The organism is Neptunomonas qingdaonensis (genome assembly GCF_900113275.1).
Taxonomy (GTDB): Bacteria; Pseudomonadota; Gammaproteobacteria; order Pseudomonadales; family Balneatricaceae; genus Neptunomonas; species Neptunomonas qingdaonensis.
Window position 1 is genome coordinate 202064 of sequence record NZ_FOOU01000003.1, and the last position, 14576, is coordinate 216639.

The following is a 14576-nucleotide window of genomic DNA, read 5'->3' on the forward strand; positions in this document are numbered from 1 at the left end:
AAGTGCCAAAGTCCGCCTCGGATGAATCTGTTTCCAGAGAACCGGGCATACGCAACATTGAGTTGACACCAACATATTTCCACAGCGGCAAGTCCTGATATTTATAGCAGGCCGCGGCGTTGATGAATGGGTAAGTGTATCCAGTATCAAGGTTCACCCAAAATCAGGCAGGCTTGGCACAATAATGGGTTTATTTGCCTCTTGCCAGGCATCAAAACCTCCGGCGATAGACGTGACATTAAGATACCCCATCTCCTTCAGGCTTTGCGCAGAGAGGGCAGAGCGACCGCTGTTTTTACAAAAAAGCACTATGTTAAGGTCGCGTCGATTCAAGGCTTCATCGTTACTCAAGCGGAATTCGAGCAGACCTCGGGGAATATTAATCGCGCCTGGGATATGCCCTGAATAATATTCATCTGATTCCCGGACGTCGATCAGCACATCGGCTTGTTTAATCACAGTATCAGCCTCTTCGACAGAGACTTCATGAATTAATTGTTTAGCGGAAGCGACTAAATCAAGAGCGGTTTTCATAATAATGTCCTTTATCTGATGCTGCATGACGGATTCTTGTCTGATGAGTACTAGTGTCGTTTAGTGTTGCGGCAGGATCAAGTGCCGCAACGAGTCTGCTCGTTGGATGAAGCAGGTAATAAGAGCGGATAAGCAAGTCGGAGCCCATCATCTCTATGAGTTGAGGGGCTCGATGTCGTTTTTTTATATTTATTGTCTATTTTATTGGTTCTATTACGTAATCTATTCACTTTTGCAGGCTTTGAAGTCTGTCCAGGTGTAACGAACGAGCGGGATGGAATGAACGGAGGCGTTTAATTGCTGAGCAGGCTTAGGGTTGCTCGTGCTTGTTATTGCTAATAAAAATAAGGTGTGGCGTTACAGTGCAGGTTGTTGATAGTGATGCTGTAGGGCTTCATTATATCGTTCGAAAAGCGCTTCATAATGCTGCACACCTCTGTGATCGGGTTCCACACGACTGCGGGGGTCGATGGCTACAAGCTGGCTGCACAGGGTGCTGAGTGAAGTTTCTTTGCCTTGCCAACCTGAATGGCACCAGGCTGCCTGAATGGCCCCGCCAAGCGCAGCAGCCTCTCCAATGGTGGGGCATTCTACCGGCGTATTCATCATGTCAGCTGCAATTTGTCGCCATTGACTGCTTTTCGCGCCACCGCCTATTAATCGGATTGATGCGCTGTCCAGTCCTGAGCCACGAAGTAATTCCAATCCGTAGCGCAATCCTAAGGTGGTGCCTTCAACCGCTGCTCGGCACAGGTGAGCGGCTGTCAGGTTTTGCATATTGATACCCAGTAGCATACCACTTGCTTCAGGCAGTGATGGTGTGCGCTCACCATTTAAGAAGGGCATCAATAGCAGGCCATCAGAACCGGCCGCAATGGACGTCAGATGTTGATTGAATGTGGGGATATCCAATTCAAATAATTGTTGTACGGCGCTGCTGATATTAGTCATATTCATCGTGCAGATTAGCGGTAACCAGCCGCCACTGGATGAGCAAAAAGGTGCTAACCCATTGTTCTCAGAAATTATTGGCTGGTCGGCTGCGGCATATAAAGTGCCAGAGGTCCCCAGGCTCATGGTAACTTGACCTGGTGCAATGTTACCGGTTCCGATTGCACCCATCATGTTGTCGCCACCACCACTGGATACTAATACGTGTGGGTTCAGGCCTAGGGAACATGCGATTAAGTTAGCAATTCGCTGCTAGTTTTGCCGAGCGTCATCTATGTTTTCTATCAGCTTCTATTTATTCTATTTTTGAGCGGCGTTTTCGCCTCAGTGGACCTATTTGTCCACATGCAGACGTAGTTATCCTACGCCCTTAGCATCTGGTCCACACGCACAATGTTTGCTAACGCAAATAACATGGCGAGTTTACCATCATTCTTTTTAAGGCCACGATAACGTGCCTTGGTAAAGCCGAACTGGCATTTGATTATCCTAAAAGGATGTTCAACTTTTGCCCGAATGCTGGCCTTTTTATATTCAATGCCCAGTAGCACTTTATTGATGCGAGGGTGTTTTTTAAGTGCTTTCACTTTGCTTGGGATGGCGGCGATATACCAATCCGCCTTAACGTCTTTCAACTCATCACGTTTTTCAGCACCTCTATAGCCGGAGTCTGCAAATACAAAGGCTTCCTCTCCGTGCAACAAATGCTCGGCTTGATTTAAGTCGTGCACATTGGCTGACGTGGTCGTGAAACTATGAGTAACCCCCGTGCGGGCATCAACACCAATATGAGCTTTCATGCCGAAGTGCCATAGATTGCCTTTCTTGGTCTGATGCATCTCAGGATCCCGCGTTCCCGTCTTATTCTTGGTAGAGTTCGGTGCTTCGATGATGGTTGCATCCATGAGAGAACCTTCTTTTAGTAACACACCGGCGTCGGCGAGCCATTTCACTACCTCATCAAAAATAGTACGGGCTAGGTTATGTCGCTCCAGTAGGTGCCGGAAATTCATAATGGTGGTGTGATCAGGAATAGGGCGATCTAACGACAAGCCTGCAAACAGACGCATAGAAGCAATCTCGTAAAGTGCATCTTCCATGGCGGGATCACTTAAGCTATACCACTGCTGCAAGCAGTGAATCCGCAGCATCGTCATCAACGGATAGGGACGACGACCCTTTCCGGCCTTGGGGTAATACGGTTCGATGATGGTGACTAAACGTTGCCAGGGAATCAGTTTCTCCATGCGTCCAAGAAACTTCTCTTTACGCGTCTGACGACGCTTATGACTGAATTCACTGTCAGCAAAGGTGAGTTGGTGATCCATCGATTTATCCCTGAAGAACTATGACTTGTATTATCTCATATTGCTCGACTTAATCGCATGTTCCCTAGCTGTAGCAGGTGGTTTTGTACCATATCGCGCATCTGTCCGGCTTGATCAAAATAGCCCCAGCGTCCTTCAATGCCAACTTGTTCGGCTACCGTTATCTCGACATGAGAAATATGATTCTGGTTCCACTGAGTGCCGAAAAGTGGGTTTGCAAAACGCAGTGCCATCAGGTTTTGAACCGTTTCTTTGCCCAGGTAATGGTCGATGCGATAGATTTGTGACTCGCTAAAAAATTCTGAAACCTGGTCATTGATTTTGTTGGCAGATATCAAATCATGCCCGATGGGTTTCTCCATGACCATGCGGCACTGTTCATTCAGGCAGCCAGCTTCGCTTAGGTGTTGGCTGATAGGGCCGAACATGGATGCGGGTGTTGCATAGTAGAAAATACGGGTGCGATCATTATGTGTCGACAGTGTCGATTTCAGGTTTTTGTAATTTTCGGCTTCGGTGAAATTGATCTTGCAATAGCCCAGCATAGATAAAAACGCTTCCAGGCTTTCTTTGTCTAATTCGGTTTTCTTAACAAAGCGATGCAGGCTTTTGGTGCAATCGGAAATGAACGTTTCTTTGTCAATCTCTTGTCTGGCGATTCCCAGAATCCGGCAGTTGTTGTCTATTAATCCTTCGCGCACCAGCTGGTAGAGAGCGGGAATTAGCTTGCGTTGCGCTAGGTCTCCCATGGCGCCAAAGATGACAATATCACTCAAGGTGTTGTAGGAAGGCATGCTGAATCCTATTTTTGTAGTTATTAAACCGATATAAGCAATATTCTATGCTGTTTTTCGGAGCATTCAATCATTTTATTGGTAATATTACGTAATTAATATGGCTTGTAATCAATTATTCGTATAGATTTTTGATTTATTTAGGGGGACTTGCTGGAAGCCCTGCTCTATCAAAGGTATAGTGTTAATGTAGTTTAATAACCACCAAATAAGTCCGTCTAATTTTAGTCCACCTATATAAGCCCGTTAAATATGCCAAACAGTATGAATGTACTAGATCAGATACGTGAGCGTCTAGACTCGTTAAATAAGTCTGAGCGTAAAGTCGCAGGTGCTATCCTGCGTGATCCTAAAGCTGCCACCCGAATGAGTATAGCTACACTGGCACAGGCGTCCTCTGTTAGTGAGCCGACAGTGAACCGTTTTTGCCGGAATTTCATTACAACGGGATATCCGGATTTTAAAATTCAGCTAGCCCAGAGTCTTGCTGTCGGAACGCCTTATGTCAGCCGCAGTGTCGAGCAGGATGATACGACAGAAGAATACACGGATAAAATATTTACCTCGACCATAGCAGCGCTTGATATCTCGCGTAAAAGGGTTGATGCAACGTTAGTCGCTAAAGCCGTTGATTATTTGATTCAGGCGAAGCAGATTTCTTTTTTTGGTTTAGGTGCGTCGGGTCCGGTTGCTATGGACGCGCAACATAAATTCTTCCGTTTTAATATTCCTGTCACTGCTTATGATGATGTGATGATGATGCGAATGGTCGCTGCAGCAGCGCATACCGGCGATGTGATCGTAATGATCTCCTATACAGGTCGTACGCGCGAAATGGTTGAGATTGCGCATATTGCTCGCGAAAGTGGGGCTACTGTTTTGGGTATCACTGCGCAAAACTCTCCATTGACGAAAGAGTGCACAGTATTGCTGGAAGCACCAACCCCAGAAGATACTGATGTCTATATGCCTATGATATCCCGGATTGTTCAGCTGGCTTTATTGGATGTATTGGCGACAGGGGTTACTTTGCGTCGCGGTGTCGGGTTTCACAGCCACTTAAAAAAAATCAAAGATAGCTTAAAGGATACGCGTTACCCGAGCGATGATTGAATGGGTAATATAAAAATAGCGTGTTTCGGGCGGTGAGATTTATAAAAGTGCTATATAGGTCCATTATATCTGGATAAAGAACAAGGCCGGCAGTGAAGGGGGCTGGCGACCTTGCTCTTATCTTTTTCTTACTTTAGTAACCTTTAGTTAAAGCGCATGCGAGCCTCAATTGCTTCATCGTCTACTACATTGTCGGCGGTGGAGTATGATCCTGCAAAAGTAACAGTGGCATTTTCGATGTCAAACAGAGGTAATGTGTAAGCCGCATAAGTCGTGACTACTTCTGGGTTTACGCCGCCTACGATATCTTCTTCCGATGCAATTACACCCGCACCAAAGTTACCGTATGTCATGTTCGCAGCATAAGAAGTGACTTTATTGTCTGTATTGTCATTTTTCAAGCGAGAGGCTGCAATATTAATGTCAGCCCCTGCTACATTGAAGTTAGCGGTTACGGCAAAGCCTGATTCGCTAACATCGCCGCCAGCAGTCAGGTCATAACTTACTCTTTCATAACCGGCTGTCAGAGTAACGGCGTCAGTGGTCAGCGTGACAGAAGGGCGGATACCCGATAAAGCAGTTCCGTTATCACCTGCGGTGTCGTCATCTCCAAAGATTGTATCAACTTCAAATTTCAGGCTATCGCTGGCCTTAAAGTGTAGTGCAATCTGGCCGCCATCATCGCCGGCGAAGCCGCGAACTTTATTAGCCTCGTAAACGGTTACACCGCCTGCATGTATTATCAAAGTGTCTTTGGCTAACGGGAATAGGTTGATTGCCTCAAAGCGGCCAATCTGAGCATCCCAGGTGTCATTTCCTAGCTGTATGTAAGCATCGCGTACGACTACGTTTTCATCCCCATCGGTGAGTAAGCGAATGGTTCCTTTTGCTGCTACGAAGTATTCACCGTTCTGGCGCTTTCCGTACGTATTTAGTTCCACAAATCCATTTTGGTCGTAGGCGGTTGATGAGGCTGCCGTATCAACAGCATCAATGTCTAGTTCCAGGTTTGCATCAAAGGATAGTTCAGCGTGAGCAGCGCTAGTCGTTAGGATGCTGCCGATTATAGCGGTGAATAGAATGGATTTTTTCATGTATAGAGACCTTAATTTTAGTTGTTTTTATAATAAATAAAGATTTTTTTGTGTTTTTATTATGTCTTTATGGTCGTAATAATACATTTATGTTCTTTTATACAAATAAAATTTAAGATTAATTCTATTTTAAATAGGCGTTTATCTGAATTTACTATTTAAGTTATTGTTATTTAATAAGTATTTTAATTAGTATTTTTTGCTAAAACTCAAAATCATCTGAAAAATTGGTTTTACATTATTATTTATTTTGTTTTTAGGTCTTTTTTAGGTCTTTTTTAGGTCTTTTTTAGGTCTTTTTTAGGTCTTTTTTTGGATTTTTTTGTGTAATTCTGTGTTGCTGGGTCTGGTATAGGAGGTACTGCTGAGCTTTGTTGGTGCTATTTGCAATCTGATCATTAGCAAATTTTATTTGATAATGATTCAAAGGGACGGTTGTTGTTGACGTTGCAAGTCAAAGCTAGTATCCCATGATCACGGATCAGACACGGGACATTGTGATGAGTTAAGGAGGAGAATTGCCAGATTGGATCTGAGGTACTTTTATTACTTCTATGCCATGTTCTGATGTTAAGTAGATTTTTTTGCGAACAGCAGAAAATTTAATAACTTAAATACAAGTGATAGCGAAAAGCCGATGAATACAACGACTAACCCGTTTTATATTGTTGCCCGTGAATCCGGTAGCATGCGCAATGACTTGCCTCTGTGGGGCAGTCGGGTAGAAAACCCTCTGCTGTTGCAGGAGCTGCCGGCAACATCGCAGCAAGCGGTTAGCCGCATTGAGGTTGCAGGTGTGCCTGGAGCATTTCAACTACTCAATATTTTAACTTCTGAAGAATGTAAGGCCTTTGTCGACGCTGCTGAAACAATGGGGTTTACCGAAGATGCTTCGGTATCTTTGGGGCGTAACGTCCGGCACAATATGAACCTTAACTGGATAGTGGATAGTGCAACCGAACGACTTATCTGGTCGCGGGCCGCGACAAAGTTTAGTGATGACACTACACACTTCTGGGCTAAAGAACCGCTTGGACTGAATCAGCGTTTTCGTTTCTATCGCTATGAAAAGGGGGATTTCTTTAGCATGCATACAGATGGTGCATGGCCGGGTAGTCAGATTATCAATGGTCAGCCGGTAGCTGATGCTTTTGGTGATCGTTACAGTCTTTACACTTTCTTGATCTTTTTAAGTGATGATTTTGTCGGCGGCGAAACTCAATTCATGGTGGATAAAAACGACCCGACACGTCCGGCACGCAAAACGCTGGACGCATCCTTGAAAGGTATACGTACGCCAGCCGGTGGAGCGCTATGTTTCCCTCATGGCACCCATCCGTTGCAATGCCTTCACGCCTCAGAGGAGGTGGCTAAAGGTAAAAAATATATTATCCGCACGGATGTTCTCTTCAGCCTGTAACGCATTGGGGTGCAGGCGTGATCACCTAGAGATACAACAAGCTTAAGAGGGATTCTCACAACACTGTTGTTATCTACCTCAGTTAGCTTTCTTATGGTATAAAAACATAAATTGTTCGTGATTCTAGTCTTTATCCTATTTAAAGCATATTATTGCAGTCATGAATAAAAAGTTACCTTTCGAAGCCGGCTCTGCCCTTTCCTCATTAGGTGAGAACCTTGCGACTGCCAGAAAACGGCGGGGTTGGAGGCAATCTGATTTACGTGAGCGTATAGGATTGTCACGAACAACGATTCAGAAGATTGAATCAGGTGACTCGGGCGTTTCTATTGGTAACTATATGTTGTTAATTGCTCTCTATGGCGGCGTAGATGGCATTAAAAACACATGCCTTGCTGATGATGATATCGTTGCATTGGATCACTCAGCTTCCAATACAGAACGCGTAAGGCTGAAGAAAGAACTGGATAACGATTTTTAATAGGGCTTCCGATGTCGACTCAACCTATTACCGAAGCTTACATCTTTGTCGATCTTCCCAGTCAGGACCAGCCTATTGTGGCCGGTAAGCTTCAGATTGGCGCAGGCAAAGGTCGTTTTATTTACGGCCAAACTTATCTGAGTCGCAACGATGCCTTTGCATTAGATCCTATTAACTTACCTTTGATCGATAGCACCCAGACCATCCACGGTAATGATGGTGTTCCTGCGGTTATGTTGGATGCCGGGCCGGATAATTGGGGTAAAAAGCTAATGTTGGCACTCCACACCCGGCATCCTCAGAATAAATTAGAAGAGTTACTAGCGGCAAAAGGAGCCGGCGTTGGCACAATTCGAGTGTCAACGTCACGTACAAAACCCAAAAGTGAACCAGAGTATCAATCCTTAGAGTCGCTCACGACCTTAAACGATAACATTCAAACCTTGTTAAGTAGTGGGAATATAAGTGGGGATATAACAGACGACTTGTTACGTCAATTAGAGCCGGGATCTTCAATGGGTGGTGCGCGGCCCAAAAGTGTTGTCAGAGATCAGCACGGCACTTTATGGATAGCCAAGTTTACACGACCCGATGATATCTATGACCAGAGTAAAGCAGAGCAAATGTGCTATCTCATGATGCGAGATTGCGGCATTGATGCAGCAGACACTGAGCTAACCGAAGTTGCACAGCGAAGTGTTTTGCTCGTTAAGCGTTTTGATATCGCCTCTTATGGACGCAGGCACTTTATCAGCGCTCATGCCCTTCAATATCAACCGCGCATTCGATCGTCTGAAATGGATTCTGTTTACTCGTATCCTGTATTAGCAGATAAGATCACTCGTATAGGTAGCAACCCAGAAGATAAAAAAGAGCTGTTTCGCCGTATGGTGTTTAATGTCGCTATTGGCAATACTGACGACCATTTAAGAAACCATGGCTTTATAAAGAATATTGACGATAATTTTTACCGACTGACAAAAGCTTATGATGTTGTTCCTCAAGTTAGTGCAAGTGGGCAGCAGGCTATCAGCCTTGGAACTAATGGGCGCTACTCATCGCTTGAAAGTTGTAAAGAGTCAGCCCCATATTTTGGACTCAGTAGTTCAGAGGCCACCGTCATTATCGATAATATATTGCACGTTATTTCTCAATGGTCGGTGTATGCAAATCAAGTCGAAATGAGCTTAAGCGATCGCTCCATTTTGAAAGGTGTGGTTGAGCGTTTCATTCGCTCATCATAGGTCGGCTCTTTGAGTAGTTAGTCCGTTGCAGCACCTTGCTGAATCCATAGGCCAATCACTGTGCGTTCCTCTTCTGTCATTTGAGTAATATTACCTAACGGCATGATATTAGACGCAATAACCTGAGCATGTATTTTAGGTACAAGTAGTTTGATCTGTGTGCTGCTGTCCAGCATGGCACCTAGTGGGGCAACCTTGAAGGATGGATGTGTCGGGCTGGCTGAATGACAGACGGTACAGCGTTCATTGATGATGCTTTTAACTTCGCTAAATTCAACAAGCTTATCGCCATCGCCAGTGCTCGCCGTTGTTGCTGGTGGGATTTTTGCTGGGGTTGTAGAAGGTGTTACTGCAGAAGTTGTTGTAGAGAGAGTGGGCTGGCTAACGGTGTTAACAGTGCTGGTGTTAAGAGTGCTATACGAAGGCGCTGTTACGAAAGCGAGTGCAAGCATACCCAGAGCCGCGACCGGTAAAGTCCAGATGAACTTATTGCTGTTATGGCGAGTATTAAAGTAATGGCGTACCAGGATGGCTAAAATGGAAATACCTGCCAGGATTAGCCAGTTATAGTGACTACCATAGGTGCTTGGGAAATGGTTGCTGATCATAATGAACAGTACGGGCAGCGTGAAATAATTGTTATGCCGTGAACGCAGTAAACCCTTAGCGGGTAATGATGGGTCTGGTTCGCGGTTTTCTTCAATCGCTTTAACCAGTGCACGCTGAGCAGGCATGATGGTGCGAAATACATTACCCACCATGATCGTTCCGATGATGGCGCCTACGTGGATGAACGCACCACGGCCGCTAAATACTAGCGAGAAGCCCCAGGCACTGGCGATAATCAGGATGAATATTATCACGCCTAATAGCAGCGGTTTCTTGCCTAAGGCTGAATCACATAGCTGATCATAGATAACCCAGCCTGCAATCAATGAACCCAGACCAATGGCGATAGCCAGCGCAGGAGAAATACCTGACCCTGGAAGGATAAGATACAACTCAGCGTTGAAGTAGTAGACAACGCTTAAGAGAGCGACGCCGCTGATCCATGTGAAATAAGCTTCCCATTTAAACCAGTGAAGGTTGTCCGGCATGCTCGGAGGGGCGAGTTGAAATTTTTCCAGATGGTAAATGCCACCGCCGTGAATCGCCCACAGATCACCGGCTAATCCGTCCTTTGGATTGACACGATTGAGGTTGTTTTCAAGCCAGACAAAATAGAATGAAGCGCCGATCCACGCAACCCCCGTTATCATGTGCACCCAGCGTAGTGCCAGGTTCAGCCATTCGGTCATATGCGGATCCATAGCGACTCCCTTATTCTGCAGCTTTAAGTTTATTCTGACGGATCAAGAATGATGGTTATCTCGTCACTAAAAAAGTGTTCGTCACAGTTGTTTCCTTCTCCTGCCCGGTCAACCACCAGAAAATCATCTTCAGCGACGGCTGTCAGAATAGGGTGGTGCCAAGTCCCGGTATGATAATTCACCCCTTGCTGGCCATTACTGATAAAAGCTCGAATTTCCTGAGGATGAATATCTTCACCCTTAGGGGCGACAATAATCAAAAACGGATGACCTTTCAGGGGGATAAAGGCCTGGCTGCCCAGTGGGTGGCGTTCTAACATCATCACTCTGAGTGGCATGGGCAACTGTTTGGCGCGAAAAATACTGATGATGGCTTTAGCGGATTCACCAAGCACGTCAACCTCGGCAAGACGATGAAAGCGCTGCGTTGAGCCGTTGTTGATCATAAAATGATCACGGCCTTGTGTTTCGATGACATCGCCAAATTCAGAAAACGCGGCTGTCGTAAGAGTCTCTATTTTCAGCTTGATCATCAGCCATTCCTTGTTAGTGTTTTACTTTTCCGAGCTTACTTTTCCAAACTTACTTTTCCAAATAATCTCAGACGGCTAACGCCTCCATCAGGGAATATATTCAGTCGTATATGAGTGATCGGGCCTATCGCGTTGATCTGTTCGGCGAACTCGTGTTCCTGATGCATTTCGAGCTTCTGTGATGGCAGTAACTCTTTCCAGAAAAGGCTCTGCGTTTCAATTTGTTCATCTGTGCCGCCTTTAACGTAAGACGCTTGAATCGAGCAGCTGTCAGGGTAGTTGCCTTTGAAATGAAGGGTATCGACAATAACGCGACTGATGTCACCTGGTTTGCCCAGTGCAATAATCACCCAGTCATTCCCCGGTGTGCGGCGCCGCGCTGTTTCCCAGCCATCCCCCATATTAATGCCACGACCCGGGTTAATAATGTTGCTCATGCGACCATAATGCTCATCACTACAGGCTAGCGCGCGGCCGCCATTCAGTGAAGCGATCAGATCAAGTTCTTCGGATGCATCATGAGCAGACCAATCACGGTAAGGTAAACCGTATACACGTAAGCGTGCGACACCACCGTCCGGGAAAATATTAAAACGCAGGTGTGTCCAGGGGCGATCATCATTAATAGCGTGCAGGTGTTGGCTGTCACCCTTAAGTGCAACTGCCGGCAATACGTCTATCCAGTCATAAGCGTCATCCGGGTCGCCTTCAGGGCAAAAGCAGGCTTCTAATGACGCCGACGGTGGGTAATTACCGGTAAAAAAAGAGGTATCGATATCCACACCTTTAATCACGCCCGGCACTCCTAAGCGGATCACGGCTGAATCGTAACCTTCAAAACGTTTTCGGCGTGACTCCCAGCCATCCATCCACTTACCGTTGTCATCAAAAACACCTTCTTTCCAGACAGGCGCTTCTGGTTGAAGCATTCTATCGACCGCTGCAAACCAGTCATCAGTGACGGATATCGCTTTAGACCCTAAGCGAGCATTTGCTAAGTTAACGTATTTTTCAAATATTTCGCTCATGAAATGACCTGCCTGCTTAGAATCGGATTACCGGGTTGCTGTAGTTAATATAAATAGATAATAAAAATAGTTAATTTAAATAGTTACGTTACATAGATACATAGATAGCTACATGGCTGCAAGACGAAAGAGGGCAATTTTATTGATCTCTTTTAAGGCTCTTGAGAATTCCTGTTCTTCATTGTTTTGAATACGTTCTTCAAACGCCGCTAATATTTGCTGGCGGTTGCTGCCTTTGACGGCCATGATGAAGGGGAATCTGAATTTAGCTTTGTAGGCATCATTTAAGGACGTAAAGCGTGCGAACTCTTCAGCGCTGCATTCGCTGATACCAGCGCCAGACTGCTCTGAAGTAGAGGCTGCAGTCAATTTTCCTGCAACAGCTGCTTTGCCCGCTAAATCCGGATGAGCATTGATTAATGCTAGTTGGCTTGCTTTATCCGCGTTAAGTAAGGTGCTTGCCATGAGCTGATGTAGCCGCGCAATGGAGTCGTACTCAGCCGTTATGCCGTTATCAAATGCCTGTTCTGCTACCCAGGCGGAGTGCTCATAAATATCAGCAAAGGTGTCGATAAAAGTGTCACGCGTCATCTGGCTGGGTGTGCAATGCTGGAATGTCATTGTCTTATCGTTAGGGCTCATCTTTAGGCTCTTTTTTAGGCTGATCTTTAAAGCTCGGCTTTAAACGGGTGGGTTGTATACCAGTGCCTGGCGATATCGATACGCCGTGTAAACCAAACCCGTTCATGGCTATGCGCGTATTCGATGAAACGTGTCAGCGCCTGAATACGCGCAGGTCGGCCGATAAGGCGACAATGTAAACCAATCGAAAGCATTTTGGGTGCAAGTTCGCCTTCCTCATACAGCACATCAAAGCTGTCTTTCAGGTATTGATAGAACTGTTCGCCACTGTTAAAGCCTTGCACAGTGGCAAAACGCATATCGTTAGTGTCCAGCGTATAAGGAATCACCAGGTGGCCTTTGCCTTGGTTGTTTAGCCAATACGGAAGGTCGTCATCATAGGCATCGGAGTCGTATAAGAAGCCACCTTCTTCCATCACTAAGTCGCGCGTGTTAATGCTATTGCGGCCTGTGTACCAACCCAGCGGGCGTTCGCCGGTCACTTGCTTAATGATGTCGATTGCTTTGTGCAGGTCGTCACGTTCCGCATCTTTACTAACGTTTTGGTAATCAATCCAGCGATAAGCGTGACTGCAAATCTCATGGCCTGCTTTAACCATTGCTTTTGCGACATCAGGATTGCGCTCGAACGCCATGGCAACGGCAAAAACAGTCAGTGGGATATCATGTTTTTCAAAGAGTTTTAAAATTCGCCACACGCCGACGCGACTACCGTATTCATAACAGGACTCCATGCTCATGTTACGCGCGTTGGGGAGCGGTTGTGCGCCCGGCATTTCTGATAAAAAAGCTTCAGATTCGCTGTCGCCATGCAGAATGCAACGCTCACCACCTTCCTCGTAGTTAAGTACAAACGATAAGGCTATTTTTGCATTGTTCGGCCAATGAGGGTGCGGAGGGGTTGCGCCGTATCCGATGAGGTCACGTGGGTAATGATTGCTCATAATGGCTGCCTCCTTGTTCGTGGCGGGTGTAAAGATACGCACTAGTGCATGGCTGAGACCATTAATCGAATACTATTAATAAAAAAAGTGATAATTAATTGTATACAATCATTTTTTGTTTTAATCAATAAGCTTACATTACTAATGTATACAGAATCATATTTGGAATGTATTTTTGTTTTTATTGATAAATCGGAGGAAGGTGTTTCGCACCTTATATTAAGACCATGGGGTATTTATCGACGCATGTTCTAGATTCAGCGCAGGGGCGTCCTGGAAAAGACATTCGGGTGGATCTGTTTGCGGTGGCTGACCAACAGCGTACCTTACTTAAAACGGTTTACACCAATGATGACGGACGTTGTGATGAACCGCTGCTTGAAAAAGATGATTTTAAGAAGGGGGTTTATGAGTTGGTTTTTCACACGACAGATTACTTCAGATCACAAGGAGTAGATCTGCCCGATCCTGCATTTCTGGGCGAGGTGGTGATACGTTTTGGTGTGGCTTCTGCAAATGAGCACTATCATGTCCCGCTATTAATCGCACCCTATAGCTATTCTACCTACCGGGGAAGCTAACGGCGCTTACTCATGGTTCATGTTGAAATCGCTGAATAATAGCTCATGTAGATGGTTCCGGTAGATGGTCCGGGTAAATGGCTCAGGCCGCTAAGTATCCAGATAAAAGTCAAGTTAAGCGAAGAAGCCTTAGGTGAAATAGTTGGTGTTAGTTAAAAGCTAAGAGCTGGTTTTTCGCTAAAAACGGCCCCCATAAAAGCTTTTAATAATAAGCAGTTAAAGCAGAACCTGACGAGTTTCTTTATGGAATTTAAGTATCTGGCGCTCTACTTTGGGATCCGTCATCTGCGCAGGGCCGCAGGCATTCGGGCAGGGTAGACTCGGAGTTGTGCCAAACAGTCTGCAAATTAAGGGACGCTCGTCGTAGACTTCGCAGCCATGCTCACCCAGATACGGGCAGTTTAATTCGGCCCAGGCTTCATCATGCTCAGCATCGCTTTTCATGGGTAAGCGGGACACTTCTTCAGACGAGGCGGTAACCGGCCCACAGCAATCGTGGCAGCCTGGTTTGCAGGCAAATGACGGAATGGCTTCACGGAAAATCTTAATTTTTTGGCTATTCTTTGTCATCTGTTGGTC

General features: G+C 45.7%; 16 protein-coding genes. 5 read left to right on the forward strand and 11 right to left on the reverse strand.

Annotated features, from left to right (window positions below):
• Window positions 1–153: 153 nt before the first annotated feature.
• The 4 genes from BM099_RS05940 to BM099_RS05955 form a co-directional block, all read right to left on the reverse strand.
• Window positions 154–534 carry a rhodanese-like domain-containing protein gene (locus BM099_RS05940; RefSeq protein WP_090726163.1) on the reverse strand — a complete coding sequence of 127 codons (381 nt, stop codon included), beginning with the start codon at window positions 532–534 and terminating at the stop codon, window positions 154–156.
• Window positions 535–891: 357 nt separating this feature from the next.
• Window positions 892–1659, reverse strand: coding sequence for an FGGY-family carbohydrate kinase (locus BM099_RS05945; protein WP_090725731.1), 768 nt, complete (start codon window positions 1657–1659; stop codon window positions 892–894).
• A 188-nt stretch (window positions 1660–1847) separates the two neighbouring features.
• Entirely contained in the window at window positions 1848–2813 is a 966-nt protein-coding gene (locus tag BM099_RS05950) for an IS5 family transposase (RefSeq protein WP_090725733.1), read from the reverse strand.
• A gap of 35 nt (window positions 2814–2848) precedes the next feature.
• The gene (locus BM099_RS05955) at window positions 2849–3607 is read right to left on the reverse strand and encodes a glucose-6-phosphate dehydrogenase (NADP(+)) (protein ID WP_090725735.1); all 759 of its coding nucleotides are present in this window, start codon (window positions 3605–3607) and stop codon (window positions 2849–2851) included.
• Between the two features lie 264 nt (window positions 3608–3871).
• Here BM099_RS05955 and BM099_RS05960 point away from each other — a divergent pair, with 264 nt between their 5' ends.
• Window positions 3872–4720: a MurR/RpiR family transcriptional regulator gene (locus BM099_RS05960; protein WP_177201097.1), complete on the forward strand. Its 849-nt coding sequence runs from the start codon at window positions 3872–3874 to the stop codon at window positions 4718–4720.
• 143 nt (window positions 4721–4863) lie between these two features.
• Here the strand turns inward: BM099_RS05960 and BM099_RS05965 are convergent, their stop codons facing one another.
• Window positions 4864–5814, reverse strand: coding sequence for a carbohydrate porin (locus BM099_RS05965; protein ID WP_090725738.1), 951 nt, complete (start codon window positions 5812–5814; stop codon window positions 4864–4866).
• Window positions 5815–6451: 637 nt separating this feature from the next.
• On the opposite strand from BM099_RS05965, the gene BM099_RS05970 reads away from it, so the two are divergent.
• The 3 genes from BM099_RS05970 to BM099_RS05980 all read left to right on the forward strand — a co-directional run bounded on the left by BM099_RS05970 (window position 6452) and on the right by BM099_RS05980 (window position 8959).
• On the forward strand, window positions 6452–7234 hold the full coding sequence (locus BM099_RS05970; protein WP_090725741.1) for a 2OG-Fe(II) oxygenase family protein: 783 nt from the start codon (window positions 6452–6454) through the stop codon (window positions 7232–7234).
• Between the two features lie 160 nt (window positions 7235–7394).
• Window positions 7395–7715, forward strand: coding sequence for a helix-turn-helix domain-containing protein (locus BM099_RS05975; RefSeq protein ID WP_090725743.1), 321 nt, complete (start codon window positions 7395–7397; stop codon window positions 7713–7715).
• An 11-nt stretch (window positions 7716–7726) separates the two neighbouring features.
• Window positions 7727–8959 carry a type II toxin-antitoxin system HipA family toxin gene (locus BM099_RS05980; RefSeq protein ID WP_090725745.1) on the forward strand — a complete coding sequence of 411 codons (1233 nt, stop codon included), beginning with the start codon at window positions 7727–7729 and terminating at the stop codon, window positions 8957–8959.
• A 17-nt stretch (window positions 8960–8976) separates the two neighbouring features.
• Here BM099_RS05980 and BM099_RS05985 read toward each other — a convergent pair whose 3' ends face one another.
• From BM099_RS05985 to puuE, 5 genes are all read right to left on the reverse strand, one after another.
• Complete coding sequence (locus BM099_RS05985) at window positions 8977–10269, reverse strand: urate hydroxylase PuuD (RefSeq protein WP_090725747.1); 1293 nt, start codon at window positions 10267–10269, stop codon at window positions 8977–8979.
• Window positions 10270–10298: 29 nt separating this feature from the next.
• Complete coding sequence (locus BM099_RS05990; RefSeq protein ID WP_090725750.1) at window positions 10299–10802, reverse strand: ureidoglycolate lyase; 504 nt, start codon at window positions 10800–10802, stop codon at window positions 10299–10301.
• A 35-nt stretch (window positions 10803–10837) separates the two neighbouring features.
• Complete coding sequence (alc, locus tag BM099_RS05995; protein WP_090725752.1) at window positions 10838–11830, reverse strand: allantoicase; 993 nt, start codon at window positions 11828–11830, stop codon at window positions 10838–10840.
• A 108-nt stretch (window positions 11831–11938) separates the two neighbouring features.
• On the reverse strand, window positions 11939–12472 hold the full coding sequence (uraD, locus tag BM099_RS06000; protein WP_232348968.1) for a 2-oxo-4-hydroxy-4-carboxy-5-ureidoimidazoline decarboxylase: 534 nt from the start codon (window positions 12470–12472) through the stop codon (window positions 11939–11941).
• A 26-nt stretch (window positions 12473–12498) separates the two neighbouring features.
• Complete coding sequence (puuE, locus tag BM099_RS06005; protein WP_090725754.1) at window positions 12499–13416, reverse strand: allantoinase PuuE; 918 nt, start codon at window positions 13414–13416, stop codon at window positions 12499–12501.
• Window positions 13417–13643: 227 nt separating this feature from the next.
• Here puuE and uraH point away from each other — a divergent pair, with 227 nt between their 5' ends.
• The gene (uraH, locus tag BM099_RS06010; RefSeq protein ID WP_090725756.1) at window positions 13644–13997 is read left to right on the forward strand and encodes a hydroxyisourate hydrolase; all 354 of its coding nucleotides are present in this window, start codon (window positions 13644–13646) and stop codon (window positions 13995–13997) included.
• A 216-nt stretch (window positions 13998–14213) separates the two neighbouring features.
• Here the strand turns inward: uraH and BM099_RS06015 are convergent, their stop codons facing one another.
• A complete protein-coding gene (locus BM099_RS06015; RefSeq protein WP_090725758.1) occupies window positions 14214–14567 on the reverse strand; it encodes a YkgJ family cysteine cluster protein in 354 nt (117 codons plus the stop codon).
• Between the last annotated feature and the right edge of the window lie 9 nt (window positions 14568–14576).